The sequence below is a fragment of the Mycobacterium paraterrae genome (assembly GCF_022430545.2).
GTDB lineage: Bacteria > Actinomycetota > Actinomycetes > Mycobacteriales > Mycobacteriaceae > Mycobacterium > Mycobacterium paraterrae.
This window is the reverse complement of the sequence record NZ_CP092488.2, coordinates 2,393,851-2,420,195: the sequence shown is the minus strand read 5'-3', so window position 1 is coordinate 2,420,195 and position 26,345 is coordinate 2,393,851. Positions and strand designations below refer to the sequence as shown.

At 66.8% G+C, this 26,345-nt stretch carries 22 protein-coding genes and 1 pseudogene; 11 read left to right on the top strand and 12 right to left on the bottom strand.

What is annotated here, in order from left to right; all coding sequences use genetic code 11:
• Positions 1–15 precede the first annotated feature (15 nt).
• Positions 16–2,772: a helix-turn-helix transcriptional regulator gene (locus MKK62_RS11575; protein WP_240260947.1), complete on the bottom strand. Its 2,757-nt coding sequence runs from the start codon at positions 2,770–2,772 to the stop codon at positions 16–18.
• 120 nt (positions 2,773–2,892) lie between these two features.
• Here MKK62_RS11575 and MKK62_RS11570 point away from each other — a divergent pair, with 120 nt between their 5' ends.
• The 3 genes from MKK62_RS11570 to MKK62_RS11560 all read left to right on the top strand — a co-directional run bounded on the left by MKK62_RS11570 (position 2,893) and on the right by MKK62_RS11560 (position 5,027).
• A complete protein-coding gene (locus tag MKK62_RS11570) occupies positions 2,893–4,038 on the top strand; it encodes an LLM class flavin-dependent oxidoreductase (RefSeq protein WP_434085055.1) in 1,146 nt (381 codons plus the stop codon).
• Positions 4,039–4,237: 199 nt separating this feature from the next.
• Positions 4,238–4,384: a hypothetical protein gene (locus MKK62_RS11565; protein WP_240260948.1), complete on the top strand. Its 147-nt coding sequence runs from the start codon at positions 4,238–4,240 to the stop codon at positions 4,382–4,384.
• Positions 4,385–4,406: 22 nt separating this feature from the next.
• Positions 4,407–5,027: a TetR/AcrR family transcriptional regulator gene (locus tag MKK62_RS11560; protein WP_240260949.1), complete on the top strand. Its 621-nt coding sequence runs from the start codon at positions 4,407–4,409 to the stop codon at positions 5,025–5,027.
• 4 nt (positions 5,028–5,031) lie between these two features.
• Here the strand turns inward: MKK62_RS11560 and MKK62_RS11555 are convergent, their stop codons facing one another.
• Positions 5,032–5,328 carry a hypothetical protein gene (locus MKK62_RS11555; RefSeq protein WP_240260950.1) on the bottom strand — a complete coding sequence of 99 codons (297 nt, stop codon included), beginning with the start codon at positions 5,326–5,328 and terminating at the stop codon, positions 5,032–5,034.
• Between the two features lie 22 nt (positions 5,329–5,350).
• Positions 5,351–6,868, bottom strand: a complete 1,518-nt coding sequence (locus tag MKK62_RS11550; RefSeq protein ID WP_240260951.1) for a class I adenylate-forming enzyme family protein — start codon at positions 6,866–6,868, stop codon at positions 5,351–5,353.
• A gap of 194 nt (positions 6,869–7,062) precedes the next feature.
• On the opposite strand from MKK62_RS11550, the gene MKK62_RS11545 reads away from it, so the two are divergent.
• Positions 7,063–8,058, top strand: a complete 996-nt coding sequence (locus tag MKK62_RS11545; RefSeq protein ID WP_240260952.1) for an MIP/aquaporin family protein — start codon at positions 7,063–7,065, stop codon at positions 8,056–8,058.
• Between the two features lie 2 nt (positions 8,059–8,060).
• Here the strand turns inward: MKK62_RS11545 and MKK62_RS11540 are convergent, their stop codons facing one another.
• On the bottom strand, positions 8,061–8,840 hold the full coding sequence (locus MKK62_RS11540) for a crotonase/enoyl-CoA hydratase family protein (protein ID WP_240260953.1): 780 nt from the start codon (positions 8,838–8,840) through the stop codon (positions 8,061–8,063).
• A gap of 86 nt (positions 8,841–8,926) precedes the next feature.
• Between MKK62_RS11540 and MKK62_RS11535 the strand changes: the two genes are divergently transcribed.
• The gene (locus MKK62_RS11535) at positions 8,927–9,733 is read left to right on the top strand and encodes a 1-acyl-sn-glycerol-3-phosphate acyltransferase (RefSeq protein WP_240260954.1); all 807 of its coding nucleotides are present in this window, start codon (positions 8,927–8,929) and stop codon (positions 9,731–9,733) included.
• A 3-nt stretch (positions 9,734–9,736) separates the two neighbouring features.
• Positions 9,737–11,335, top strand: a complete 1,599-nt coding sequence (gene fadD12 / locus MKK62_RS11530; RefSeq protein WP_240260955.1) for an acyl-CoA ligase FadD12 — start codon at positions 9,737–9,739, stop codon at positions 11,333–11,335.
• A gap of 6 nt (positions 11,336–11,341) precedes the next feature.
• Here fadD12 and MKK62_RS11525 read toward each other — a convergent pair whose 3' ends face one another.
• Positions 11,342–12,760, bottom strand: a complete 1,419-nt coding sequence (locus MKK62_RS11525) for a WS/DGAT/MGAT family O-acyltransferase (RefSeq protein WP_240260956.1) — start codon at positions 12,758–12,760, stop codon at positions 11,342–11,344.
• A gap of 27 nt (positions 12,761–12,787) precedes the next feature.
• Positions 12,788–13,999 (bottom strand): alpha/beta hydrolase, encoded by a 1,212-nt coding sequence (locus tag MKK62_RS11520; protein ID WP_240260957.1) that lies wholly within the window; start codon positions 13,997–13,999, stop codon positions 12,788–12,790.
• Between the two features lie 101 nt (positions 14,000–14,100).
• Here MKK62_RS11520 and MKK62_RS11515 point away from each other — a divergent pair, with 101 nt between their 5' ends.
• Genes MKK62_RS11515 through MKK62_RS11500 form a run of 4 tightly spaced genes read left to right on the top strand, consistent with a single transcriptional unit; the run spans position 14,101 to position 17,773 of the window.
• Positions 14,101–15,000 carry an alpha/beta hydrolase gene (locus MKK62_RS11515; RefSeq protein ID WP_240260958.1) on the top strand — a complete coding sequence of 300 codons (900 nt, stop codon included), beginning with the start codon at positions 14,101–14,103 and terminating at the stop codon, positions 14,998–15,000.
• Positions 15,001–15,011: 11 nt separating this feature from the next.
• Positions 15,012–16,112, top strand: a complete 1,101-nt coding sequence (locus MKK62_RS11510) for an acyl-CoA dehydrogenase family protein (protein WP_240260959.1) — start codon at positions 15,012–15,014, stop codon at positions 16,110–16,112.
• Positions 16,113–16,119: 7 nt separating this feature from the next.
• A complete protein-coding gene (locus MKK62_RS11505) occupies positions 16,120–17,280 on the top strand; it encodes an acyl-CoA dehydrogenase family protein (protein WP_240260960.1) in 1,161 nt (386 codons plus the stop codon).
• Between the two features lie 43 nt (positions 17,281–17,323).
• Positions 17,324–17,773: a TetR/AcrR family transcriptional regulator gene (locus MKK62_RS11500; RefSeq protein ID WP_240260961.1), complete on the top strand. Its 450-nt coding sequence runs from the start codon at positions 17,324–17,326 to the stop codon at positions 17,771–17,773.
• A 1-nt stretch (position 17,774) separates the two neighbouring features.
• On the opposite strand, the gene MKK62_RS11495 is transcribed toward MKK62_RS11500, so the two are convergent.
• The 3 genes and pseudogenes from MKK62_RS11495 to MKK62_RS11485 all read right to left on the bottom strand — a co-directional run bounded on the left by MKK62_RS11495 (position 17,775) and on the right by MKK62_RS11485 (position 21,039).
• Positions 17,775–19,076, bottom strand: coding sequence for an amidohydrolase family protein (locus MKK62_RS11495; protein WP_240260962.1), 1,302 nt, complete (start codon positions 19,074–19,076; stop codon positions 17,775–17,777).
• Positions 19,070–20,137 (bottom strand): annotated as a pseudogene (locus tag MKK62_RS11490) (CoA transferase); the annotation flags it as partial. The gene MKK62_RS11495 and the pseudogene MKK62_RS11490, both read right to left, overlap by 7 nt.
• A complete protein-coding gene (locus MKK62_RS11485; RefSeq protein WP_240264197.1) occupies positions 20,116–21,039 on the bottom strand; it encodes a hotdog family protein in 924 nt (307 codons plus the stop codon). The pseudogene MKK62_RS11490 and the gene MKK62_RS11485, both read right to left, overlap by 22 nt.
• Before the next feature lie 80 nt (positions 21,040–21,119).
• Here MKK62_RS11485 and MKK62_RS11480 point away from each other — a divergent pair, with 80 nt between their 5' ends.
• Positions 21,120–22,268: an acyl-CoA dehydrogenase family protein gene (locus tag MKK62_RS11480; protein ID WP_240260963.1), complete on the top strand. Its 1,149-nt coding sequence runs from the start codon at positions 21,120–21,122 to the stop codon at positions 22,266–22,268.
• A gap of 86 nt (positions 22,269–22,354) precedes the next feature.
• Here MKK62_RS11480 and MKK62_RS11475 read toward each other — a convergent pair whose 3' ends face one another.
• The 3 genes from MKK62_RS11475 to MKK62_RS11465 form a co-directional block, all read right to left on the bottom strand.
• The gene (locus tag MKK62_RS11475; protein ID WP_434085084.1) at positions 22,355–23,293 is read right to left on the bottom strand and encodes an enoyl-CoA hydratase/isomerase family protein; all 939 of its coding nucleotides are present in this window, start codon (positions 23,291–23,293) and stop codon (positions 22,355–22,357) included.
• 2 nt (positions 23,294–23,295) lie between these two features.
• Positions 23,296–24,837, bottom strand: coding sequence for a fatty-acid--CoA ligase FadD4 (fadD4, locus tag MKK62_RS11470; RefSeq protein ID WP_240260964.1), 1,542 nt, complete (start codon positions 24,835–24,837; stop codon positions 23,296–23,298).
• Between the two features lie 186 nt (positions 24,838–25,023).
• Positions 25,024–26,298, bottom strand: a complete 1,275-nt coding sequence (locus MKK62_RS11465) for a calcium:cation antiporter family protein (protein WP_434085054.1) — start codon at positions 26,296–26,298, stop codon at positions 25,024–25,026.
• Positions 26,299–26,345: the final 47 nt, after the last annotated feature.

Here is a 26,345-nt window from a genome sequence, read left to right as displayed (position 1 = left end):
CGCACGAACTCGATTTCAGAGGTCGAGCGCGGTGGAAAGTCCAGCCCGCGAACGGACGCCGAGCTTGCGATAAGCGGCGCTCAGATACATCTCGACGGTCTTTTCGGAAATGAACAGTTCGGCCGCGATCTGCTTGTTGGACCGGCCAGCCGCAGCCAGCTTCGCGGTGCGCAGCTCGGCGGCGCTGAGCCCCCGCCCGTCGCCGCGGGGGCTGTCCAGTCGGTCCAGGTCCGCTTGCGCGCGTGCCGCCCAGAGCGGTGTGCCGAGCCGCTCGAAGGTGCCCAGCGCTTCGCGAAGCGAAGCGGTGGCCTCCTGCCTGCGGCGGCGGCGCCGCTGAACCTGGCCCAAAAGCAGTTGCGTGCGCGCCTTTTCGAACGGCATGGGTAGCCGCTCGTGCTGGGCCATGGCCTGCTCGACCGCGCGTTGCGCCCCGCCGAGATCGCCACGTGCGGCAAACAGGTGACCACGCCCGCGTGCGCCCATCGCCAGCATCCATGGCCGGTCGTGGTGAATCCCGTTGCGCTCCAGCGCCTCGACTAGCGGCTCGGCTTCATCCGCTCTACCGACCGCGGTCAACGCTTCGATCGCGTCCGGCAGATGCCGGCCACCTTCGATCTCGGTTCCCCCCGTGCCGTCGAAGGCGTCGAGGTCGGGCTTGAGCACCACGAGCGCCGCCGGGTAGTTGCCCAGCGACACTTCCAGGAACGCCAGGCTGCTCCTCGGCTCTTTGGCCATCTGCGGCGCGCCGATCTCGTAGGAGGTGTCGATCGCGAGCTGACAAAGGCCGCGCGCTTCGGCCTCCCGCCCGGCATAGGCGGCGACGGCGCATCGCGGCGTCCACGCGGTGACGAGCGCAAATCTGCCGCCCATCTGCTCCGCGCGTTCCAACGCCTCCTCGGCTGCGTCGGCGGCGTCCTGGTAACGACCCGCCCAGATATCGATCGCGGCTAAATGCACTGCAGCCCAGATGATGTCGACCTCAGTGCCACCGTCGAGCATTTGCTTTTGCACTGCCTGCATCTGTGTGCGGGCACGGTCCAGAGCCCCGACGTATCCGGAGACCATCGCCTCCACCGCGCTGGCCCGAAAGAATGTGGTTGCCCCGCTGAGTGGATCTTCGAATTCGAGTGCAGTCTTGAGCTTTTCGTAATCGACGCCCCACCCGGCGACAAAGGTGCCAGCCACCCAAATCGATCGCGCCTGACTTTGCAGGCTCGGCACTCCGAGCTGGTCAGCGAGCTCGACGGCATCCTCGACCAGGCGGATCGCGTCGTTCAGGCGATCGGTCATCACGAGCGCCAGCGCCAGCCGCAGTCGACACAGCAGCCCCAGCACCGCGTTGTCGCCGACCTCCTTGATGGCCTGGGTCATGGTCTCGACCGCGCCAGCCATGTCGTCGTCGTAAGCCTGAACGCCGCCGAGCCACATCAGCGCCATGCACCGTAATGCCCCGGGTGGTGCATCGGCGAGCGCCGCCCGCAGAAGTGCGCGCGCCGCGGCGATGGAACCCGCGCGGAAATACAGCTCGCCGGCGCGGATCCGCCGCCACACGTCATCCCCGCCCAATTTCATTGCCAATTCCAGCAATTCGGCAGCGACCGCGGGGGCGCCCTGGGCAATCGTCGCGTCGGCGGCAGCGTCCAGCGCAGCGAGCACCGCCGCATCTCCGGTCGCGGCCGCAAGGGCGAGATGGCGAGCCCTGACCTCCGGCCGGTCGACCAGGGCGGCGAGCTTGCGATGCATGGCCCTTCGGGTCGACGGAGCGGCGTCGGTGTACACCCCGCTGGCGAACAGCGGATGCCTGAACCGCACGCGTTGTCCGTCGACGACGATGGTGCGTGAATGTTCCATCGCGTCGAGGATCTCGACGACGTCGTCAGTCGACTTGTCGGTGGCACGGGCGAGCGTCTCCACTGTCGGCGCTGCGCTGCACGCGGTGGCCAACAGCACCGCAGCGGCGTCGTCATCGGCGTGGCCGATACGGCGTCGGACCAGCGCGGCAAGACTGTCCGGCAGGTCGATCGCGGTGGCCGTGACATCGTCGGCCGCGCTGGCAGCGAGTTCGAGCGCGAAAAGCGGGTTACCTCCGGATACCTCGTAGATCCGCGTCATGATCGGACGTGGCAGCGCATGACCCAACCGATCGGTGACCAGCGCGTGCACGGCTCTGCGGCCCAGTGGACGGATGCGCGCCTGCGTCACGGTCTCGGGCCGGTGGAACCGCAACCACGATCGGTCGTCTGCCGATTCGGGGTCTCCGGTCCGAAAACTGAGGGCCATTCCCACCGGCCCGGCAAGCCGCCGCGCGACAAAGCTGATCGCCGCGCGACTGGAGGCGTCCAGCCATTGGGCATCGTCGATGGACACCAGAATCGGTGCATGCGTGCTGCAGCGCTGGATGACTGCCAGCACAGCGATAGCCACTGTGCGTTCGTCGGTGGCAGGGCCGCCGCCGTCGACCTCCCCGACGCGCGCTCGCTCTAACGCATATCGTTGCAGCGCCGGCAGTTCCGACCACATCCCGTCGTCGACATCTCGCAGGAGGTCCGCCACAGCGGCGTAGGCATAGGTCACCTCAGCGGGTGAACCTTGGGCCGACAGCACTCGGAAGCCCCGCGACTCCGCCTCGGCTGTCGCGCCGAGCATGAGCGTGGTCTTACCGATACCCGCTTCACCCTCGACCACCAAACCTGCTGCGCCCGCTTGCGCGCGCTCGAGGAATTCCGTGACCGCCCGAAAATCCCCGGCACGCTCGGGCGTCTCCCCTCCCACACTCAGCATTTTGCAGTCGGCAAACACGTCCGCACAGCATTACGCCGAAACTGCGAGTCGTGCCACGGAGTCGCCCCACCTGAGCCACACTGTGCCTCAATCCGACGGAGGGGCGTTGTCGTGGCCGGTTTTCGCGTGGGCGTGCAGGGTCCCGTTTTCGTTTCCCGGCCCCGAGCCGAGGCGTTCACAAGGACGACCTATCTGAGCGCAGCGGCGAACCGGGTCGACTCGTTTTGGGTTCCCGACCATCTCAATGGCCTGTTTCCCCGGTCGCTATGGCAGCAGAAGTATTGCGGCGCGGCCAGAATCGTGCCGTCCCTGGACGCATATATGGAGCCGTGGACGATGCTGGGGCACTTGGCGGCGCGCAACCGGATCGGGCGACTGCGACTGGGCGTCGCGGTCACCGACTCGGGTCGCCGCAATCCCGCCGTCACCGCGCAGGCCGCGGTGACGTTGCATCACTTGACGCGTGGCCGCGCGATTCTGGGCATCGGTCCCGGCGAACGAGAAGGCAACCAACCGTACGGCGTCGACTGGTCGCGACCGGTTTCTCGGTTCGAAGAGGCGGTCGCGACAATCAGAGCACTCTGGGATTCGAAAGGCGAACTGATCAATCGTGATTCGCCCTACTTCCCGCTCCACAACGCCCTGTTCGATCTGCCGCCGTATCGGGGCGAATGGCCGGAGATCTGGATTGCCGGTCATGGCCCTCGCATGCTCCGCACGGTAGGACGTTACGCCGACGGTTTTCTCCCCGCGTTTGCGCAGCGTCCTGAGGACTACGCGCAACGGTTAGAGGCGGTGCGCGGCGCTGCTTCTGACGCGGGGCGCGATCCGCTCAAGATCGTCCCCGCCCTGTGGATGCCGGTGATCACCGGCGGGAATCAGCAGGATGTAGACGACGCGCTCGATTCCGAGATGGTCAGAATCGGCGGTCTGAACTTTCCTGACGAGATGTACGCGCGCCACGGCGCTCAACATCCGTTGGGAAGGGGCTTCTCCGGAGGGCAGGACATCTTGCCGCACGACATCGACGAAGCGACGGCCTTGTCCTATGTCGAGCAGATTCCGCAAGCGCTTCTGCGTGACGCCGCCCTGACCGGGCGCCCGAAGGACATCCTCGAACAGGCCGCGGACTGGCGCGATCACGGTGTCCGCTACCTGGTGCTCTCGAACGTGAGCCCCTTGCAGCGCAGCCTGCGCAAAGGGCTGGCCTCCGCTCGCCACTTCACGACGGTCCTTCGGGGGCTGCGGCGCTTGTGACGCTCTGCCACGGCTTCACATCGCCATGAGTAAATATGCGATGACCCATAATCCGCCGGGATGCCGCCCGTCTGCCGTGTCTCCGAGATGGGAGTTTGCTGATCGTGGTTTAGGCCGTTGTCCAGGCGGGAACAGACAATTGCCTTGCTTGCTACACGCGGGTCTTATATGGTCTCTTACATAGTCCTCAGGAGGGACCATGGTGATCGTCGAACTGAACCTGGCCGGCTACCGCTTGAGCGGTGAATGGGTCGGCTTGCGCCGCGGCACGCTGCACCCGGCGCGGTTCAACCCGCGGACCATCCACTGGCGGATGCCACAGCTCCGCCAGACCCCCGCGGCCTGAGGTTCGTCAGATAGACGCCCCCATGTCGTTAGCGACTCACGCTCGCCGCAAGCGCGGTGACACCCGAACCAAAATGCTTATCAGCGCCGCCGAGGTGATGCGCGAACGCGGCGCCGCCGGCGTCACCATTGACGAAGTGCTGACTCGCAGTGGTGCCCCCCGCGGATCGGTGTACTACCACTTTCCCGAAGGTCGCAACCAGATTCTGGCCGAGGCGTTGCAGTACGCCGGCGACGCGATCACCGCTGATATCGATGACGCCGCAAGCCGCGGCGCGAAAGTGCTACTCAAACAGTTCGTAAGCTTTTGGGAACGCGTACTGGCCGACAGCGACTTCCACGCGGGCTGTCCGGTGGTTGCGGCGGCCATCGGTTCCGGCGACGACGAAGTTCGGCTGTCGACGGAGGCGGCGCGGATCTTCGCGCATTGGCGTACCGCGCTCACGTGGGCGTTCGTCGCCGACGGGTTTCAGGAGCCCGACGCCGATGCGCTGGCGGTGATGTCGATCGCGACGCTCGAAGGCGCCGTCGTACTCTGCCGATCGACCTGGAGCAGCGAACCGCTCCACACGGTCTACGAGCAGCTCGAATTCCTGGTCAAGGCAAAAGAATTCGTTCTCCGCAACGGAGTACCGACCGCCTGAGGCGCTAGTCGCTGGCCGGCAGCGGCTTGGCTTCCTTCAGGCTCAGCGGCGTCTCGCCCACCGCCAGTGTGCCGGCGCCGGCCTTGGTCACCAGCACCTCGGCGCCGGCGTCGTCGACGTATCGCTTGCCCATGATCGCGCCATCGGAGAAGGCCGGATCGAGTTCACCGGACCGCTCGGCGCCCAACTCCACCATCGGCGCCCCACCGCACCGCAGATCATCGAGGCTGTCGGCGCTGCGGACGACGATCACCTGGGTGTCGCAGACCTGGCTGGCCAGACGGGTTCCGTTCTTGATCATGATTTTCGATCCTTGCGTTCGATTACTGCTCGGCCGGAGCGGCGCGAAGCTCTTCGACGATGTCGCGGCGAAGCACTTTGCCTGTCGCGTTGGTGGGCAGCTCGTCGCGAAAGACTACCCGGTCAGGGGTCCGCGACCCCCGCAAACTCTTGCGGACATGCTCGCGCAGTTCCTCGGGGTCGGGGTCGGCGCCGGCGGCCGGGACCACCACCGCAACGATCGCCTGCCCCCACTGCGGATCCTCGACCCCGACGACCGCGACGTCGCGCACATCGGGATGCTCGACGAGCACGTCCTCCAGTTCAGCGGGCGCGATGTTCTCCCCGCCGCGGATGATCGTGTCGTCGCTGCGGCCACCGATGAACAAATAGCCGCCCTCGTCCAGCATGGCGATGTCCTTGGTCGGGAACCATCCGTCGGCGTCAAGCACCGAGCCGATCCCGGTGTAGCGGCCGGACACCTGCTCGCCCCGGACGAACAGTTCGCCGGTTTCGCCCGCCGGCAGCACGGTGCCGTCCTCGCCGCGGATCTGCACCTCGACGCTCGGCACGGGCTGGCCGACCGACCCCAACCGTCGCAGCACCGCCGGGTCGGCGGCGGCCTGCGCTTGGCGGTGGTCATCAGGCGTCAGCACCGCGATGGTCGAACTCGTCTCGGTCAAGCCGTAGGCGTTGACGAATCCGACGTGCGGCAGCAACTCGAGAGCCTTGCGCACCAGCGGTAACGGCACCTTCGAGCCGCCGTAGGCCAGGTTGCGCAGCGATGGCAGCCGGTGGCCGCCGCCCTCCAACACCGCGACGATCCGGTCCAGCATCGTCGGCACCACGGTGGCGCTGGTGACCTGCTCGGCGTCGACGAGTCGCAACCACTCCGTCGGGTCGAAGACCGGCAGATAGACCATCTTGCGTCCGGCATAGAGGTTCGACAGGGCCGCGCTGACCCCGGCAATGTGGTACGGCGGTACACAGATCAGCGCGGCATCGGTTTCCTCGGCCGAGCCGAATTCGACGGTTCCGGTGATGTAGCTGGTCAGGTTGTTGTGAGTCAGCTCGACGGCTTTGGGCTGCGACGTGGTGCCCGAGGTGAACAGCACGATCCCCACCGAGTCCGGGTCGGCGAACTCCACGACCGGCTCAGCGTCGCGTGCCCTGGCGAGGAACTCGTCGGACAACATCACCTGCTTGGCCACCCCGGTCAGGCCGTCGGGGCCGCCCAACTCGTCGAGATAGCGCTTGTCGATAACCACCAGCGGCTCGGGCAATCGCGCGATCAGCGCCTTGATGCCGTCAGCCGACAGCCGGTAGTTGATCGGCGTGAACGTCAGCCCGGCGCGTGCCGACGCGAAGATCAACAGCGGCAGCATCGCGCCGCCGACACCGACGTAGGCGACGTGCGATGCCTGTGAACCGGCAATGATCCCCGCGCCGCCGTCGGCGAGATCGCTGAGCTGCTGCGTCGTCAAACGGACATCACCTGAGACGACGGCCGTCCGCTCGGGATCGCTCGAGCTGGCCATCTCGAGAAGTAGCGAAATACTCACGCGCGCGCTTTCTGTGGTGTCTCAACGTTACAAAGCTCGTCGGAAATGTCATGCCAGTTTAGATCACGTCACATTCAGCCCCTGTCGTGGCCGACGTCACGGCTGACGCGTCGTTTATCCCCAAAGCGAAGGGTTATCCGGCCCCGAGGCCGCCAGTAGTTGACCAAGCAACCACGAGCGAGTTGGGAATCGCGTTGACGACCTCCACACCGGATCTTGCGCCCGAACACTCCACCTTGACGCGGCTACGTGCCGGGGTCGCGGGCGCCATGCTCGCCGAGTTCTTCGGGACGTTCGTGCTTCTGCTGCTCGGCCTGGGCACCTGCGCCGTCAACACCGTGGGCCTGCCCGGCTCCGGCCGGCAGACCATGCCGTTCGGACCGGACAATTGGTTGATCAACATTTTCGGCTGGGCATTCGCCGTGATGCTGGCCGCATACGTCTCCGGCGGTATCAGCGGTGCACACTTCAACCCGGCCGTGACGCTGGCCTTCGCGGTGGCTCGAAAGTTCGACTGGCGCAACGTCATTCCGTACTGGGCGGCGCAGATTGCCGGCGCCTTCTGCGGAGCCGCCGCGGTGTACGCCGTGTACCGGCCCGCGATCGAAGCCCACGACGCCGGGATCTCCCGGGCGAACGCGATGGATACCTACGGGATTTTCGCGACGTCACCGGCGCAGTACTTCCATGGTGGCTACCTCGGACCCGTTGTCGACCAGCTGGTCGGAACCGCGATCCTGGTCGTGCTGATCGCGGCGCTGATCGACAACCGCAATCAAGCGCCCGCCGGCAACATGGCGCCGCTGCTGATCGGCTTGATCATCGCGGTGATCGGCTGCTCCTACGGCACCAACGCGGGCTATGCGCTGAACCCCGCTCGTGAGATCGGCCCGCGGGTTTTCGCATGGCTCGAGGGCTGGGGGAAGCTCGCGCTGCCCGGCGATTACGGGCAGACGACCAACTACTGGTGGATACCGGTGTTCATGCCGCTGTTCGGTGCGGTCGCCGGGATCGTGTTGTACGACTTCTTCATCGGCCACGTGCTCGATGCGCGTGCGGCGATGATGCGCACCCCCGAGCCGGGTCTGGCGCCGGTGCCGACCACCGACGCCGCGGCGAGGGTGGCCGGTCCGGTGACCGCCGAAGACAGTTCCGATACCGAAGGCCTAGACGAGCACCGGGCGGCGTGAGCTCAGGTACCGGTCCAGTGGGCCGGCCGCTTTTCGGCGAACGCGATCGCGCCCTCCTTGGCGTCGTTCGAGCCGAAGACCGGCATCAGGATGCTGTTCTGCTTGCCGAATCGCTCGTCGGGGCTCCATCCGCGGGACTCGACGATGATCTGCTTGGTGGCGGCCACCGCGAGCGGGCCATTGACCGTGATCCGCTCCGCAAGATCGATCGCCGCGTCGAGTGCGCCACCCGGCTCGGCCAGCACATTGACCATCCCCAGCGCGTGCGCCCGCTCGGCGGTGAAGCTCTCGCCGGTCAGCGCCAGTTCCATCGCAATCGCGGGAGGGATGCGCTCGGGCAGCCGCAGCAGGCCGCCGCCGCCGGCGACCAGTCCGCGCTTGACCTCGGGGATGCCGAACGACGCGTCCTTCGACGCCACGATCAGGTCGGTGGCCAGCGCTAATTCGGTACCACCGGCCAACGCATAGCCTTCGACCGCCGCGATCAACGGCTTGACGGGCGGGCGCTCGGTGAAGCCCATGCCCCGGCCTTCGACGATCGGAACCTCGCCGCGGGCAAACGCCTTGAGGTCCATGCCCGCGCAGAACGAGCCGCCCGCCCCAGTCAGGATGCCCACCGACAGCCCCGGGTCGCCGTCGAGCTTGTCCATCGCGTCGGCCAGACCGTGGGCGACCGCGGAGTTGACCGCGTTCTTGGCTTTCGGCCGGTTGATGGTGATGATCAGGATCCGATCCCGCTGTTCGACGAGGACTTCGGGTTCGGTGGCTTCTTCGGTGCTCACGGCGGTGTGACACTCCTTGTCCTCGCTGTAACGGCTATTGCAGAGATGGTAGCGAGCCGTCCTTCAGCGGCTAGCATCACAGCCAAATGGCTGCCAATAACGACGAACCAACCGAGCTGTCCAAGTGGGATCCCGCACTCACCGAGCGGGTGATGGGCTGGCTTCGACCGCTGATCAAGGGCTACCACCGCGCAGAGGTTCGCGGCCTGGAGTCCTTCCCCGCGGGCGGTGCGCTGGTGGTGGCAAACCATTCCGGCGGGCTGTTCGCGATGGACGTGCCGGTGTTCGCCACGGGGTTCTACGAGCAGTTTGGCTATGACCGCCCCGTCTACACGCTGAGCCACGACGTCCTTTTCACCGGCCCCACCGGCGACTTCTTCCGTCGCACCGGCTTCATCCGGGCCAACCACGAAAACGCCGACGAGGCACTGCGTTCCGGCGGTGTGGTGGTGGTCTTCCCCGGCGGCGACTACGACGTGTATCGACCGACGTTGTCCGAGAACGTGATCGACTTCGACGGGCGCACCGGTTACGTGAAGGCGGCACTAAACGCCGGGGTGCCGATCGTGCCGGCGGTGGCCATCGGCGGCCAGGAGAGTCAGCTCTACCTGTCCCGCGGAACGGGACTGGCCAAGCTCCTGCGACTGGACAAGCTGCTGCGCTCGAAGATCCTGCCGATCTCGGTGGGCTTCCCGTTCGGGCTCTCCGCGGTACTGCCGATCAACGTGCCGCTGCCGACCAAGATCGTCATGCAGGTGCTCGATCCCATTGATATCACAGCCGAATTCGGTGAAGACCCGGACATAGCCACGGTCGATACGCACGTCCGGCGCGTCATGCAAGAGGCGCTTGACGGGCTGGCCAAAGAGCGTCGACTCCCGGTAATCGGGTAAGCAATGGCGCTCGGTCTGCTCGGCAGCATGGTCCGCGCGGGAATCATCGCCCCGATGCGACCCGACAAGTATCTGCGCATCGTCGGCGTCGTACGTCGCGAAGGGCTCACTGTCACAAGCGGATTCGGGATGTCGGCGCAGCGCTGCCCGAACCGCCCCGCGTTGGTCGACGAACTGGGCTCACTGACCTATCGCCAACTCGACCAGCGCGCGGACGCTCTGACCACCGCACTGCAGGGCCTGCCCGGCGGGACACCCGAAGTGGTGGCGATCATGGCCCGCAACCACCGGGGGTTCGTCGAGGCGCTGATCGCGGCCAACCGGATCGGCGCCGACGTGCTGCTGCTCAACACGTCGTTCGCGGGCCCGGCCCTGGCCGACGTGGTCAACCGCGAAGGCGCCGACGTGATCATCTACGACGAGGAGTTCACCGAGTCGGTAGACCGTGCGCTTTCCGACAAGACCGACACCGTTCGGATCGTCGCGTGGACCGATCATCCCGACAATCACGACGTCACCGTCGAAGAACTAATCAACTCCCACCTCGGTGAGCGCCCCGCCAAGACGGGGCGCACCGGCAAGATGATCATGCTGACCTCGGGCACCACCGGTAACCCGAAGGGCGCCAAGCATTCCGGTGGCGGGGCAACCGAATTGAAGGCGATTCTGGACCGGGTGCCATGGCACACCGAGGAGACGATCGTGGTCGTCGCACCGATGTTCCACGCCTGGGGGTTTTCCCAGCTGGTCTTCGCCGCATCGATGGCCTGCACGGTGGTGACACGGCGTAAGTTCGACCCGGAGGCCACCCTCGAGCTGATCGACCGTCACCAGGCCACCGGATTGTGCGTGGTGCCGGTGATGTTCGACCGGATCATGGATCTGCCCGACGAGGTGCGCCGGCGTTACAGCGGCCGGTCGTTGAAATTCGCGACCGCGTCCGGTTCACGAATGCGGCCCGACGTCGTCACGAAGTTCATGGACGAGTTCGGCGACATCCTCTACAACAACTACAACGCGACCGAAGCCGGCATGATCGCCTCCGCCACGCCCGCCGACCTGCGGGCCGCGCCCGACACTGCGGGAAAACCCATCCTGGGCACCGAGATTCGCATCCTTGACTCCGAGCACCGGCCGGTACCGGTCGGTGAGGTGGGCCAGATTTTTGTCCGCAACTCCAACCGCTTCGAGGGCTATACCTCCGGCGGCAACAAGGACTTCCACGACGGGTTCATGGCGTCCGGCGATGTCGGACGGCTCGACGAAGCCGGGCGACTCTACGTGGTGGGCCGTGACGACGAGATGATCGTGTCGGGCGGTGAGAACGTCTACCCGATCGAAGTCGAGAAGACGTTGGCGCTGCACCCGGATGTCCAGGACGCCACCGTGATCGGTGTCGACGACTCCGAGTACGGGCAGCGGCTCGCGGCATTCGTGGTGCTGACCCCGGACGCGTCGGCGAGCGTCGAGGATCTCAAGCAACACGTCCGCGCGAATCTGGCGAATTACAAAGTGCCGCGCGAGATCATCGTGCTCGACGAACTACCCCGCAGCAGCACCGGCAAGATCTCGCGACGCGACCTACACGGGCTACTCAGCTGAGCCTCTTCAGGCCTGAGCCAGCGCCGCCTCGATCACCGTCAGCTGTTCGGAAAGCCCGGCCGCAGTTCGCACTTCGACGAACTCCTCGATCATCGCGTCGGTGATCTCGTGTGGGTCGTCCATGGTGGCGCCGTCGCAGAGCACCGAGATGTTGAGCTGGTCGACATAGCTCCACACCGTGATGTTGACCGCGCAGCCGGCAGTCAGAGGTCCCACCGAGTAGATCTCGGTGACCAGGGCGCCGCCGACGCGCCCGTGTTCGCGAGGACCGGGCACGTTGGACACGTTGAGGTTCATCATCTTGTTGCGCTCTTTGCTGTCGGCCAGCCGGCGAAACAGCGCCTCCGTCTGCGCCGGCGGAAAGTACGCCGCCCACCGGGTGACGAACTCCGGACCGAGCAGGTTCTGGCTTTCCTTGGCATCGTTGGCGTAGTCGTGCGCGCGTTGCACCCGCTCGAGCGGATCGGGGGCATCGACGGGTAGTCCGACGAGCATCCCGGTGAAGTAGTTCCCCGAAATTCGGTCCGGTGAGCGGTCGTAGCTGACCGGGACCGAGGCCACCAGCGGATGATCTGCACTGCCGTCGTGGCGTAGCAGCAGCTTTCGCAGACCTCCCGCAGACAGCGCGAGAACCATGTCGTTGATCGTCACGCCGAGGTGCTTGCAGGTTTCTTTGATGTCGGCGAGCGCGAGCGTGGCGGTGGCGAATTTGCGCTGCGGAGTCAGATGGTGATTCATGAACGTCGGCGGCGCCTCAAAGGGTCTCGCCAAGTCCGGAGACAGTTTGCGGGAGCTGCGCCGCACCCGATTGAGGCCTCGCACCGTGTAGCCGACCGTGCGCGGGATCCGGCCCACATGACGAAGGTGGTCAGCGAAGGCCGACCGCAACAGGGCGGCTCTCGTCGGGGCGGGGTCAGGCGTATAGGAGTCGCGGTCGCGCTCGGGCCCTGACGCCAGATCCATGCCGCGCGCAAGCAGATTCGCCGCGGCGACCCCGTCGGCGAGGGCGTGGTGGATCTTGCCCACCACCGCGATCCGGCCGTCGGTCAAACCTTCGACGAAGTACATCTCCCATAGCGGACGGTCGCGCTTGAGCGGGGTGCTCGCGATCTCGCCGATCGCTTCATCCAGTTCCCGGCGTCCACCGGGGGCCGGCAACCGCCACGGGCGCACGTGGTAGTTCAGGTCGACGTCGCAATTCTCCCGCCACATCGGGTGGTGCAGCTTGAACGGAATGTCGACGAGCTGATAGCAGAACGGCTCCAGCAGATACAGCCTGCTGTGGATCACTCGACGGAATGCCTCGATGTCGAAACCACGACGGTCGGGATCCAACTCGATGACTGCGATCTTGAGCGTGTGCATATGCACGTTGGGCGCTTCGCTGTACAGCAGTACTGCATCCCAGCCGCTGAGCCGCTTCATGGCAGGACCCTAACAACGGCGCAGCTGTTAAATGACCTCTTTGGCTGCGATCGCCCGATTCCGATAGATCTGGTTGAGGAACAACCCGATTGCCATCGCCGTCGCACCTGTCCGCGCGCCGTCAGTGAGGTCGAATCCGTGTCCGGCGCCGGGTAATTCGACGTAACTGACCACCGACCGGGAGACCGAGCGCAGCCGTTCGACGAAGCTGCGAGCCTGGGCCACCGGGATGATGTTGTCGGTGCTGCCGTGGATGACCAAGAACGGCGGAGCGTCCTGATGCACCCGGGCGATTGGTGACGCGTCACGAAACACCTTGGGATGACGATCGATTCGTCGCTTTACGACGACGCGCTCAAGGAACTCGACGAAGCGGTCACGTTCCGGAGTGGACCGGTCTTCCCAGTCGTAGCGGCCGTAGATCCCGACGACGGCGTCCACCGAGGTGTCCGAGTCCGGCGGCAGCGTGCCCTCCAGATCGGGGTCGTTCGGGGTCAACCCGGCCAGCGCGGCCAGATGCCCGCCGGCCGAACATCCCGCCACCGCAATGAAATCGCGATCACCGCCGAACTTGTCGACGTTCGCTCGTGCCCACGCGATCGCGGTCTTGACGTCGATGATGTGCGCCGGCCACCGATTGTGCGGCGAGGCCCGGTATTCCACCGACAGACAAATCCAACCCATCTCGGCGAGTTGCGACATCAATGCGTAGCCCTGCAGTTGGCGCCCACCGTGCACCCAGGCCCCACCGGGGACGAAAAGCAACACCGGCGCCGGTCGCACCGGCAGATCCTTGCGCCGCCAGACGTCGAGCAACTGCGAGGGCAGCTTCCCGTAACGCACCGACGCACGATGCAGATGCCGACGGTGACGCAGCGCGCGCAAGACCGGAGCGACCGTGTCCGGCTGCGGCCACGGGCTCTCCAGGTCGCCGGCGGCGACAACGCCGCGCAGCGCGGCGTCGAGGATCGCGTTCGTTTGGTCGCGTTCAGCTTGACGATCGACGCCGACTCGAGACGGATCCTTCGAAGCGGCAATGAACTCCGGTGCGTACCGGTAGCCGCACACGCCCATTGCGGTGATGCCACCGAACGGTTCGAGGTGGCGCCCGACGACAGGCAGCGACGCCAGCAGATCGCTCCAGGCCAGGACGTAGTCACCTGGCTTCGCCCTCAGCAACCATCTCGCCTGCGACGCCAAGGAGGGTCGGCGTCGCGGGGGCGCCGTGGGTTCCGTCATCGGGCGAGCGTACCCCCGGGTATGGAACTGAAACGGTAAATGCGAATTGTTCATTTGACCGCGGTCGCCACAGCGTAAGCACTGGTCGGCATACTGGATCGATGCCGAGCACCGATTTCCACCCTGACCTCCGCAAAGTCGCCCGTTTAGCCCCGCGCGGACTGGTCGGACCACGCACGCTGAAGCTGATCCGCGCGATATCGCCCGGAGCCCCGCACGGGGGCACCAGCAAACGCGGCGTCGAAGCGCTGATTCTGAGCTCCGGTGTGGGGATCCGGTTGCACCGTCCCGAGGGTGCCACCCAGCCGGGTCCGGCGCTGCTGTGGATTCACGGCGGCGGCTACGTGATCGGCACCGCCCAACAGGACGACGCGCTGTGCCGTCGATTCGTGCGCGAGCTGGGGGTCACGGTGGCCGCGGTGGACTACCGGTTAGCGCCCGAGCATCCCTATCCGGCCCCGCTCGAGGACTGCTACACGGCGCTGCAGTGGCTGGCGGGATTACCGGCGGTCGACCCGGCGCGTGTCGCGATCGGCGGCGCCAGCGCGGGCGGCGGGCTGGCGGCCGCCCTGGCATTCCTGGCCCGCGACCGTGGCGAGGTCACACCGACCTTGCAGCTGCTGGCCTACCCGATGCTGGATGACCGAAGCGGATCGACGCCGGAGAACCCCAAATACCGGCTGTGGAGCCCGAAGAGCAACCGCTTCGGTTGGTCGGCTTACCTGGGCAATGCTGATCCGAAGGTTGCGGTGCCGGCCCGTCGCGAAGATCTCAGTGGATTGCCTCCGGCGTGGATCGGCGTCGGCACACACGACCTTTTCCACGACGAGGACCTCGCCTACGCGGCCCGGCTGACCGCAGCCGGCGTGCCGTGCCAGGTCGAGACGGTCGAGGGCGCCTTCCACGGCTTCGACCTCGTCGTGCCGAAAGCCTCGGTGTCCAAAGCATTTTTCGCCAGCCAGTGCGAAAGCCTCCGCTCGGCGCTCGGCGCCGCTGCCTGATGCCCTTCTCGGTGAGCGACGAACAGCGGGCGCTGCGCAGCGCGGTCGCCGACCTGATGGCCCGTCGTTCCGGCGAGGCGCAGGTGCGCACCCAAATGGCCACCGACGCCGGCCACGACCCGGTCCTCTGGCGTGAGCTGGCGGCGATGGGCCTGACCGGGCTGCTGATCGACGAAGAGCACGGCGGTGGCGGGGCGGGACCGGTCGAGATGGGGATCGCGATGGAGGAGATGGGCCGGGCGCTGTTGGTCAGCCCGTTCCTGTCCACCGCGGTGCTGGTCCCCAGCCTGCTGGCGGCGACCGGTGACGCCGAGGAGTGCGCGGCGGTGCTGCCGCGCATCGCGGCGGGCGAGTTGCTCGCGACCGCCGCCTTCGCCGAGGACGGCTCGGCCCGGTTGCCGGCGAGCATCGCGACGTCGGCGGGCCTCATCGGTGACCGCTGGCATGTCACCGGCTACAAGCATTTCGTGCTCGACGGCCTTTCGGCGCAACGGATTTACGTGCTGGCCGCCACCGACGCGGGCCCGGCGGTTTTCGCGGTCGACGCCGGTGCCGCGGGGCTGGCGGTGACGCCGCTGACCACGGTCGACCCCACCCGTAAGCAATGCCGACTGCAGTTCGTCGACACGCCGGCGCAGCTGATCGGCCAGCCGGGTGCGGGCGTCGAGGTGGTCAATGCGGCCCTGGATTGCGCGGCGTTGGCCTTGGTCAGCGAGCAGGCCGGCGGTGCTCGACGCGTGGTCGAGATGGCCACCGAGTACGCCAAGACCCGTTATCAGTTCGGCCGCGCGATCGGCAGCTTCCAGGCGGTCAAGCACATGTGCGCCGACATGCTGCTGGAGGCGGAGTCCGCGGTGTCGGCGGCGCGGTTCGCCGCGGAGGCCTTCGCGGCGCAGGCACCGTCGCGGATCGCGGATCTTGCCCTGGCGCAGGCATATTGCGCCGACGCGTTCGTGTTCGTCGCGGCGACCAACATCCAGGTGCACGGCGGCATCGGATTCACCTGGGAGCATCCGGCGCACCTCTATCTACGGCGAGCCCGTAGCGACGCGCAACTATTGGGCAGCGCGTCCTGGCACAGGGAACGCTACATGCAGCAGATCGGAGCATGAGCCGCAAATGAATGACGACGAGTTGCGCGCCGAGGTCCGAAAGTGGCTGGCCGACAACTGGAATCCGGGTATCGACCGGGGCACCTGGGCACACACCGTGGTCGACGCGGGATGGGCCACGCCCAGTTGGGAGCCGGGGTTCTATGGGCGCGGCCTGACAGATGCCCAATCACGTTTGGTGGCAGCGGAATTCGCGACGGTTGGCGCCTTCGGTTGCGGCCACGACCGCGGCAACCTGTTCGCCTGCACGCTGCACGAGTTGGGGACCGACGAGCAGAAGCGTCGGCTGATCCCACCGTCGATCCGCGGCGAAAGCAAGTGGTGCCTGCTCTACAGCGAGCCCGGCGCGGGTTCGGACCTCGCCGGCCTGCGGACGCGGGCCGAGCGTGACGGTGACGAGTGGGTGATCAACGGCCAGAAGGTGTGGACGTCGTTCGCCACGACGGCCGACTACGGCATGCTGGTGGCCAGGACCGACTGGGATGTGCCCAAGCACCAAGGCATCAGCTTCTTCATGCTGCCGATGAAGCAACCCGGTGTGGAAGTCCGGCCGATTCACCAGATCACCGGCGAGTCGGAATTCAACGAAGTCTTTATTCACGACGCGCGCGTGCCGGCCGGGAACCTGGTCGGCGAGTTGAACGGCGGCTGGTCGGTGCTGCAGACGGCGCTGGCCTATGAGCGACGGTTCATGGCCGACATCGCCCGCACCGCCAAGGACGCCAAACGGCCCCGCGACGAAAAAGGCCATCTCTTGGTGGAATTGGCGCGGGAGTCCGGGCGGCTGGATGATCCCTACATTCGCCAGCAGATCGCCCGCGTCGACGCGCTGACCACGGTCAATCGATGGAACACCCAGCGGTCCAAGGCCGCGACGGACCGCGTCGAGTCGGCCACGCTGATGGCGTTGGGCAAAATCGCGATGTCGCGGATCCTGCACGAGACCGCGCGCGTCGAAACCGAAATCGTTGGCGCCGAGGCGATGTTGACCGGCCCCGACAATCCCGTCGGCGACGCCGTGACCTTCCGGACCTTGAACGCCTACTTCACCTCGATCGGCGGCGGTACCGACCAGATCCAACGAAACATCGTCGGTGAACGGGTGCTCGGCCTGCCCAAAGAGCCTGAGCCGTACAAGAACACGCCGTTCCGCGAATTGCCCCACTGACCGGGTGCTTGAACTTTGCCGGCCGCACCGTCATCCTGAGAGTGTGGCCGCCAGCGACAAGCCGTCTCGCGGGATCCTCGACCCCGTCGCGCGCAAGCTTCGCCTGCCGTTCGGCACGCCCGAATTCATCGACCGCGCGATCCGCGGCAGCATCAACCAAGCCGGTCGACGAACCCTGCACATGTTGCTCACCACGTGGGACGTCACCGGCGGTGGGCCCTTCGCCGCCAGCGCGATCGCCACTGCGGGCCTGGCCAAGACCGTCGACATCGCCCAGGGGCTCTTCATCGGGCCGGTCTTCAACCCGCTGCTCAAGAAACTCGGGGCCGACCAGATCACGTTCCGCGCGTCTCTGTGCGCCTCGCAGGTGGTCGGGCTGGGGATCATGCGGTACGGAGTGTCCGTCGAGCCGATCCACTCCCTCGACGTCGACACGCTGGTCGACGCCGTCGCGCCGACCCTGCAGCGTTATCTGGTCGGAGAAATATCGTGAATCAGGCTGTCGAGTAGACGATTCCGCCGTCGATGACGGTCGCGGCGACCATCCCGGCGTCGAGGTCGGCCAGCGCGGTTTCGGGTGAGACGCTCAGCACGCACAGGTCGGCGGGCTCCCCGGGCGCGACGAGGCGGGGTCGGCCAGGTTGCTCGGCGCGACCGAGGAACATCGTCAATGCCGTTCGGGCGGAAATGCATTCGCGTCGATTCAGCACTGCCCCGCTGGGTGCGGCGCGGCGCACCGCGGCCCGCATCGCCGCCCACGGGTCGCCGTCCCCGAACGGCATGTCCGTCGACAGCGCCACCGAGACGCCGGCCTCGAGCAGCGACGCCACCCGCCAGAGTTCCTCGTGCTCACCGGCCGGCACCTCGGCGAGATACTGATCGCCCCGCTCGGCAACGAAATTGGGTTGGGTCACCACGGTCATCCCGAGCTCGCGCAGATCCGTCAGGCAGTCCACCGGGACGACCGCAGCGTGCTCGATGCGGTCGTTCGGCCGGCATCCGGACTCGCGGAACGCTGCGATCGTCACTAACAGCTGCGCCGCGGTCACGCAATGGATGGCCACCGGGTGGTTGTCGCGGTGCCGATCGGTGATCCAGGCCGCCAATTGCTCGAGGTCCAGATCGTCGTCGTGCAATATCCGCTTGCCCGGAGCCAGACAGTGCACGTGTTGGCGCAGCTCGCCGCGGCGATGCAGCTCGGACAGCCCAACGATGTCGGCGATCGCGAGATCCGGTGTGGCATCAGTGATCCCGGTGACACCGTAACGGCTGAGCCGCTCACTGAGTTCTGCCAAGCTGGTTTCGCTACGACCCAAGGCTTGCGCCCATGAGTCGCTGCTGCGCAACCGGCCGTCGGGATGATCGGCCAGACCCACGTGTTGCAGGCCCGCCGAGTTGAGCATCCACAGCACGCCGCTGCGGTGCTGGATCCGCAACGGCGCCGCCGGGGCGATCGCGTCGAGGGCGTCGCGGTCCAACGGCCCGGCAACGGAGTCGTGGTAGCCGACCGCGCGGACCCAGCCGTCGTCGCCGGGAACGGCGCGACTCAATACGGCGGCCAACTGGGTGCGGTCGTGGACCTGCGGCGGCCCGACGCGTAGCGACGTCGCGGCGGCCGCCGCTGAATACAGGTGCACGTGATGGTCGTGCAGGCCGGGCAACACGGCGCCGCCCCCGGCGTCCAGCACGTCTTCACCCTGCTGCGGCGTCAGGGTCGCGGCCACGTCATCGATGCGGCTGCTCACCCTGATGTCGACCGTCGTCCCGTCGAGCATGACGGCGCGTTGGATCAACATCTTTGGGCTACCAGACGGTCCACGGCGTCGTTGTCCGCGCCCAACGCCGGCGCCGGTGACGACACCGGGGGCGCCGCCGTGGTGGCCGGCTCTCGCGGGAAGGTGGCGTACCGGGCGGCGACCTGAGCCATCGCCACGTCGATCACCTCGCCGCCGCCCCGACGCAGCGACTCCGCTATCGCGCGTGCCGCTTCGAGTCCGGTGAGCGGATCGGCGATCGCGTCGCCGAAGAACACCGGCCCGTCGCCGACCAGTCCACCCGCGACCGCGGCGTCGTCACCGAACGCAGGCCGGTCCGGCTGACCGCGATAGCCGTTGATGCGCAGCCAGATTCGGCCCGGTCGGCCCGGCACGCTGTCGGCATCGAGGCGGCGGCGACGCAGCGCCGCGGGCCGGGAACCTTCGATGACGATGTCGGCGACGCCGAGCAGCGCGCGCACGGCATCGGTGTCGAAATCGACCGCGTAGGAAAGCTTTCCACCGTTGATCCAGTCGAAAAACGCCGGTTCGCCGCGGCGGGCGCCGTCGGGCCGGTTCAGGCTTTCCACCTTGACGACGACCGCACCCGCAAGAGCGAGCAGTTGACCACACAGTGGCCCCGCCCACAGTGACGACAAATCCGCGACCAGGAGCCCGCCGGCCGGTCGCGGCCCGACCGCGTCGCCGCCCCGGCGGACGATCGGCTCATCCGCGGCAGCCTCACCCAACGCCGCCGCCGCGATGTCGAGCAGTCGCGCACGCTCGACGACGACAGCGGTCGAACACCGCGCCGCCCAACGGGATAGCTCGCACCAATGATCGGCGACCACGTCGACTTCCAGCATGGCGGGTACGGCGGCGATGTCGTCGTCTCGCGGCAGGGCGATCGCGCACCACCCATCAGTGGTGGGCAGCAGCCGTGTTGCGCCGCCCGCCGAAATACGTTCCGGGAGAGGAAGTTCAAGCAGTGCCGCACGACCGGTGAGGATGGTTTCGGCGTCGACCGCCACCCCGAGAAGCTCGCCGATATCGGCGGCCACACGGCGGGCTTCGGACAGCATCAGAATTGCAGCGCGGTGAAACGCCAGTCGAGAACTTGTCGCGGCTCGTCGGGGTTGTCGGTGATCGCGTAGACCACCGATCGCAGTCCCAGCCTGCCGCCGTCGTCGGTCGGTTCGGCCGACTCGACATGCAGCTCGCTGTAGAGCGTGTCGCCCTCGTACACCGGCCCGGTGTGATCGCACGACGTCCAGCCCAGCACGGTCGCGAGGTTCGGCAGCAGCCTGCTTGCCTGGGCCAACGCCAGCCCGATGGTGTGGCCGCCGTACACCAGCCGCCGACCTCCGATGCGTGAGTCGTGATGCACGCCAGCAATATTCAGGGTGAGGCGGGCCAGTTCGGGTGCACTGGTCACCACGTCGGCGCTCCCCCGTAGTACGGCGCCGGCCAGGCTTGGGTCGAAGTGTGGGCCGGTGACCCGCTGCCGGAACGCATCACCGTCCCAGTCGGCAGCAGCCGACGACGGTCCGGCCAGGTCGGCGCCGACCGTCGACAAGTCGTCGGCATGATTGGAGCCCTCGGGGTCGCCGTCGGGACTCAGTGGCAGCATCGCGCAGCGGTAGAAGTCCAGGATCAGCCGGTCGGCCTGGTCGATGGTGGTGATCCGCAGAGCCATCAGCCCGGTAGGTGCGCGACCGGGTTTGGCGGCGTTCTTCTTGAGCCCGACGACCTCGGTACGGGTGAACAGCGTGTCACCGATGGCCGGAAAGCGGAAGAATTGCAGGCCGCGATAGAACAGGTTGGCCTTGACGTGCTGGGTGGCCAGCGTCGACTGGCCGATCGCGACGTCGCAGACCAGGCCCGGGTGTGCCAGCGTTGCCGGCAATCCGGTGACCGCGGCGGACAGCTCGGCGTCCAGCGGCAGGCGCAGCCGGTCGCCCAGGATGCTCTGATGCACCGCGGCCAGTCCCGGGGTGAGCGTCATCGACGGCGCAGCGGTGAACACCTGCCCGGTGTGCACCTGGTCGAAGTAGGGGCCGGAGGTCACCGTGCCACCATGGGGCAATGGGTCTCGATGGCGATGAGGCAATGTTGGTCGCGACGGTACGTGAATTCGTCGACAAACAAGTCAGGCCGACGGTGCGCGAAGTCGAGCATGCCAACGAGTATCCCGAAGCGTGGATCGAGCAGATGAAGCGCATCGGAATCTACGGCCTGGCGGTGCCCGAGGAATACGGCGGCACACCGGTGTCGATGTGGTGCTACGCGCTGGTGACACAGGAGCTGGCGCGCGGGTGGATGAGCCTGGCCGGGGCGATGGGCGGGCACACCGTGGTGGCCAAGTTGCTGGCGCTGTTCGGCACCGACGAGCAGAGACAGCGTTACCTCCCGCCGATGGCCAGCGGCGAGCTGCGCGCGACGATGGCGCTCACCGAGCCGGGCGGTGGCAGCGATCTGCAGAACATCTCGACCACTGCCCTGTCGGACGGGGACCAACTCGTCGTCAACGGATCCAAGACCTGGATCTCCAACGCGCGACGGTCCGGGTTGATCGCCTTGCTCTGCAAAACCGACCCGGAGGCCCGGCCCCGGCACACCGGGATTTCCGTGCTGCTCGTCGAGCACGGGCCGGGCCTCACAGTGTCACGGGACCTGCCGAAGCTGGGGTACAAGGGCGTCGAGAGCTGCGAGTTGTCCTTCGACGGCTACCGGGCGTCGCACTCGGCGATCCTCGGTGGCGATGCGGGCAAGGGTTTCGCACAGATGATGAAGGGCCTCGAGACGGGCCGGATTCAGGTCGCGTCGCGCGCCCTCGGCGTGGCGACCGCGGCGCTCGACGATGCACTGGCCTACGCGCAGCAGCGGGAGAGCTTCGGTCAGCCGATCTGGAAACACCAGTCGGTCGGAAACTATCTGGCCGACATGGCGACCAAGCTCACCGCCGCCCGGCAGCTCACCCGTTATGCCGCCGAGCGCTACGACAGCGGCGAGCGGTGTGACATGGAGGCCGGCATGGCCAAGCTGTTCGCCTCCGAGGTCGCGATGGAGATCGCGCTCGATGCCGTCCGAATCCACGGGGGCTACGGGTATTCCACCGAATACGACGTCGAACGGTACTTCCGCGACGCCCCGCTGATGATCGTCGGCGAGGGCACCAACGAGATCCAGCGCAATGTGATTGCGGCGCAACTGGTCTCCCGCGGCGGACTGTGAGCCCCGTGCGGGCTCTGAGCCCCGCGAGACAGAAGCCAGGTCGTGATTTCGGCTTAATCGCAGCCGTGGCTTCTGTCTGGCGCCCGTCAGCGCAGCGCGTCGATCAGGCCCCACGACAGCGCCGTCGCAGCGTCGAGCGTCGCGCCGCTGAGCACCAAATACGCTGTGCGCCAACGACCTATCCGACGGGTGACGCTGACGGTTCCGCCCGCGCCGGGGATCAGCCCCAGCCTCAGCTCCGGCAGGCCGAACACCGCGTCGGCAGTGGCGTCGACCCGACCGCAGAACGCGACCATCTCCAATCCGCTGCCCAGCACCCGACCGTGCACCTCGGCGCGGCATGCCGCACCGAGGCGTCTCGTCAACGCGTCCAGCACCAACGCCGGGCTGTGGCGGGTGCGGGCCAAGTGCGCGCTGGCCGGGTCGACGAACGTACCGAACTCGTCGAGGTCTCCCCCGCTGCAGAACGACGGTCCGTTGCCGGTCAGCACGACTTCGCTGATCGACGAATCCAGTTGCGCCACAGTCAAAGCCTCGAGCAGCGCGGCGCGGGCGTCGGTAGAAAACGCGTTGTGTCGTTGCGGACGGTCGAACGCGATCCGTAACGTGTCGCCGTCGCGGTGAGCCTGCACCGGATGTGGGATGTCGGGCATCGTGGCCGGGCCGCGGTCGGCCAGCCAGCGGGCGAACTCCGGACCCGACTGCAGCGTCGAGTAGGCCAGCGACTCTGTGATCACCCCGGCCAGCGCCGGGCCGGCCGGGGCGACCGATCGCAGGACGTCGTCACAGGTCGCCGCCGCGATCGGCCAGCGTTCGACGCGCCGGCACAGATCGGCAAGAGCGTCGTCGATCGACGGGACGGTGATCACCCGACGGTCACCGGATACGTCTTCGCTGAGGGTGAAAGTGGCTCGCTCGAGCCAGTATTCACAGGCGCCGGACAGCGGTCCGACCGCCACGATCGGCGCACTAAGCCGCGCAGAGTCGAGTTCGGAGTCGGGCTCCGACACGTCGACCACGCGCAACGTCACACCGAATACTTCTGGATCAACTCGTGCTTGAACATCTTCCCGGTGTCGGTGCGCGGCAGCTGCGCCTCGAACGAAATCGACTTGGGGCACTTGTAGTGTGCCAACCGCTCCCGCATCCAGCCTAGGAGTTCGGCGCCGAACTCGTCGGTCGCGTCCGCCGGGTCGACGGTCTGGACGGCAGCCTTGACGCTTTGGCCCATCTCCTCGTCCGGAATGCCAAAGACCGCGGCATCCAACACCTTTGGATGGGTGACCAGAAGGTTCTCGGCTTCCTGCGGGTAAATGTTCACTCCGCCGGAGATGATCATGTGGTGGCGGCGGTCGGTCAGGTATAGATAACCGTCCTCGTCGACGTAACCGACGTCGCCGACCGTGGTCCAGCCGTGCTTGTCGCGCGACGCGGCCGTCTTCTCCGAGTCGTTGAGATATTCGAAGGACATGCCGCCCTCGAAATAGATTTCACCGGCCTGCCCGGGCGGCAACTCGTCGCCATTCTCGTCGAGGATGTGCAGCTGACACATCATCGGCTTGCCGACCGAACCGGGATGGGCCAACCACTCTTCGGCGCTGATCAACGTCGATCCGATAGCCTCCGAGGACGCGTAATACTCGTCGACGATCGGCCCCCACCAGTCGATCATCTGCTTCTTGATCTCGACCGGACAGGGCGCGGCGGCGTGCATCACCCGTTGCAGGCTGGACAGATCGTACGAATTACGAATCGCCTCGGGTAGTTTCAGCATCCGGGTGAACATCACCGGCACGAACTGCCCGTGCGTGACTTTGTGCCGCGCAATGGCATCCAGGCAGCCTTCTGGGTCGAACTTCTCCAGCACCACCGTCGTGATGCCGCCGGCCTGCACCGTCATCGACCACACCGACGGCGCCGTGTGATAGAGCGGCGCGGGGCTGAGGTAGACCGCGTCCGGGTGCATCCAGAAGCCGACCAGCGCCGACATCATGCCCGGCGCGTCCGCGGGCGATACGTGCGGCAGCGGCCGCTTGATTCCCTTGGGACGGCCGGTGGTTCCAGAGGAGTACTGCAAAAGGTCGCCCTCGAGTTCGTCGTCGATCGGCGTATCCGGTTGATCGGCAACACATTCGGGGTAACGCGCCCAGCCATCGAGATCGGCGTCCCCTTCGCCGGAGGCGAGTATCAGCAGGCCAGGCAGACCTCGAGGTAGGTGTTCGGCGAGGTTCTCGCAGGTTTTGCGCAGCGCGCCCGACCCGATGATCGCTTTGGCGGCGCTGTTGTCGATGATGTACGCCGCTTCGGAGGCGGTCAGGTGCGTGTTGATCGGCACGTAGTACAGGCCGGCCCGCCGGGCGGCCCACATCACGGCGTGGATGTGTTCGTTGTTCTCCATCAGGATCGCGACGGCATCGCCTTCGACTAGGCCGGCCTGCCGGAAGTAGTGCGCCAACCGATTGGCCCGGGCTTCGAGTTCGTCGAACGTGATCACGGTGCCGGACGGGTGAAGGATGATGGCGGGCTTGTTGGCTCCGCCCTGACCGGAGGTGTGCTCGCGAATCTGCATGGGCAGACTGTACCGCCGGAGAACTTGACAGGTGTCAAGAGGGCTTTCGCAGCGCCGAAAGTGAAGCTAGCTTCACGTTGGACGCCGAGCGTGAAGGCAGTTTCACGTTCGTGCGGCGACGGCGACGGCAGCGGCGGCGACGGCGACGGCGACGGCGACGGCGGCGTGCTGCGGCGAGCGCGCCGACTACTGCGGATGCACCTCGAGGTGGGGGTGACCACCGTGGCGCTTGGCGCGACCGCCGAAGGGGGCGGACAAGATTGCCGGCAACTCTCGCCGGTAGCGCACCAGCGCCACCGCCGCGACGGCGGCGTACACCGCGCTGAGCACCAGGCGCCCAGGCGTGGAAGTCAGCGGGAACTGCACGAGGAACAAGACCAGCAACGCCCATGCGGCCCAGCGCTGAAATCGCAGACCCAGCAACAGCGTCACCCCCATTAGGGTCTGCGCCGCGGTCAGGACGATCTCCTCGACCTGGCGGCCGTCCAGATGCATGGCCGCACCGCCACCGCCAATCATGTACGCCACCGGCAGCGATCCGATCAGCAGCGTCCACTGGTTGACCTTCGCCGAGATCAGTGTGGCGATCGCGTCGTCGCCCTTGCCGCGGAACGCGAAGATGGTCGCGATGATGAACTCCGGCGCCTCCGACGCCAGCGGCGCCAGCCACTGGACCAGTAGGAAGCGGTCGATACCCAGCTGCGTTCCGGCGCCGATCAGGTTGTCGGCGAACGGCTTTGCGCATGTCACAATCACGCCCGCGGCGACGACGAACAGCGCGGACACCACGATACGTCGCGCCCGATCGGGTAGGGCCCCCAGCTCAGCCGCGGTGCCGATCAGCTCTGGCTCCTCGACGTCGCCGCGGCTGAGCTTGAACAGGTAGAAGCCAAACCAGCCCAGCAGGGCGAGCCCGAACGCGATGTGGATCTGCCCGCTCGCAGGTATGACCAAGGCGCCCACGCCGGCGAACATCAGGAAGCCGATCTCGACGCGATTGCTGGTGTCGAGTTCCAGAGCGTCGAGCTTACGTCCGGAACTCCGGCGAGCCACCAGCACGGTGACCAGGACGACGACCGGCCAGCCGAGCCCCATCAGCAATCGGTTCGAACCGGTCATGTTGGCCGCCGCGTATTGGGTGTAGGCGGGCAGGTGACCGGCGGTGTAGGCGTAGTAGAGGTCGACCGCGTACTCGGGGAGCACCGCAATCACGGCCAGCACGGCGACGGCGAGGCTGCCGGACACGTCGACCTGAGCCGCTTCGGCGGCCCAGGCGAGCACAAAGCTGGCGCCCACCACGGCCGCGCCGTACGCGATCAGCCCGACGACGGGATCGAGCTCGAGGCCGAGCACTCGGAGCACCAAGGCGGGGACGATGACGACGCTGACGATGCCCAGCGAGCGGACCAGCACCCCCGGCCGGACGTGTGACTCCGTTACATCCTGCGCGGCTGCTGTCACGTGGCCAACGTACCCGCCCGCCAACCACCCAGCAACATAGCGTGGCT

Excerpts from the sequence above, each read along its gene's own strand:
- MKK62_RS11480 (WP_240260963.1), top strand. The coding sequence starts at position 21,120 with ATGGGTCTCGATGGCGATGAGGCAATGTTGGTCGCGACGGTACGTGAA.
- MKK62_RS11525 (WP_240260956.1), bottom strand. The coding sequence starts at position 12,760 with ATGAAGCGGCTCAGCGGCTGGGATGCAGTACTGCTGTACAGCGAAGCG.
- MKK62_RS11535 (WP_240260954.1), top strand. The coding sequence starts at position 8,927 with ATGGCTGCCAATAACGACGAACCAACCGAGCTGTCCAAGTGGGATCCC.
- fadD4 (WP_240260964.1), bottom strand. The coding sequence starts at position 24,837 with ATGCAGATTCGCGAGCACACCTCCGGTCAGGGCGGAGCCAACAAGCCC.
- MKK62_RS11495 (WP_240260962.1), bottom strand. The coding sequence starts at position 19,076 with ATGTTGATCCAACGCGCCGTCATGCTCGACGGGACGACGGTCGACATC.
- MKK62_RS11555 (WP_240260950.1), bottom strand. The coding sequence starts at position 5,328 with ATGATCAAGAACGGAACCCGTCTGGCCAGCCAGGTCTGCGACACCCAG.
- MKK62_RS11560 (WP_240260949.1), top strand. The coding sequence starts at position 4,407 with ATGTCGTTAGCGACTCACGCTCGCCGCAAGCGCGGTGACACCCGAACC.
- MKK62_RS11520 (WP_240260957.1), bottom strand. The coding sequence starts at position 13,999 with ATGACGGAACCCACGGCGCCCCCGCGACGCCGACCCTCCTTGGCGTCG.
- fadD12 (WP_240260955.1), top strand. The coding sequence starts at position 9,737 with ATGGCGCTCGGTCTGCTCGGCAGCATGGTCCGCGCGGGAATCATCGCC.
- MKK62_RS11515 (WP_240260958.1), top strand. The coding sequence starts at position 14,101 with ATGCCGAGCACCGATTTCCACCCTGACCTCCGCAAAGTCGCCCGTTTA.
- MKK62_RS11565 (WP_240260948.1), top strand. The coding sequence starts at position 4,238 with ATGGTGATCGTCGAACTGAACCTGGCCGGCTACCGCTTGAGCGGTGAA.
- MKK62_RS11485 (WP_240264197.1), bottom strand. The coding sequence starts at position 21,039 with ATGACGCTCACCCCGGGACTGGCCGCGGTGCATCAGAGCATCCTGGGC.
- MKK62_RS11505 (WP_240260960.1), top strand. The coding sequence starts at position 16,120 with ATGAATGACGACGAGTTGCGCGCCGAGGTCCGAAAGTGGCTGGCCGAC.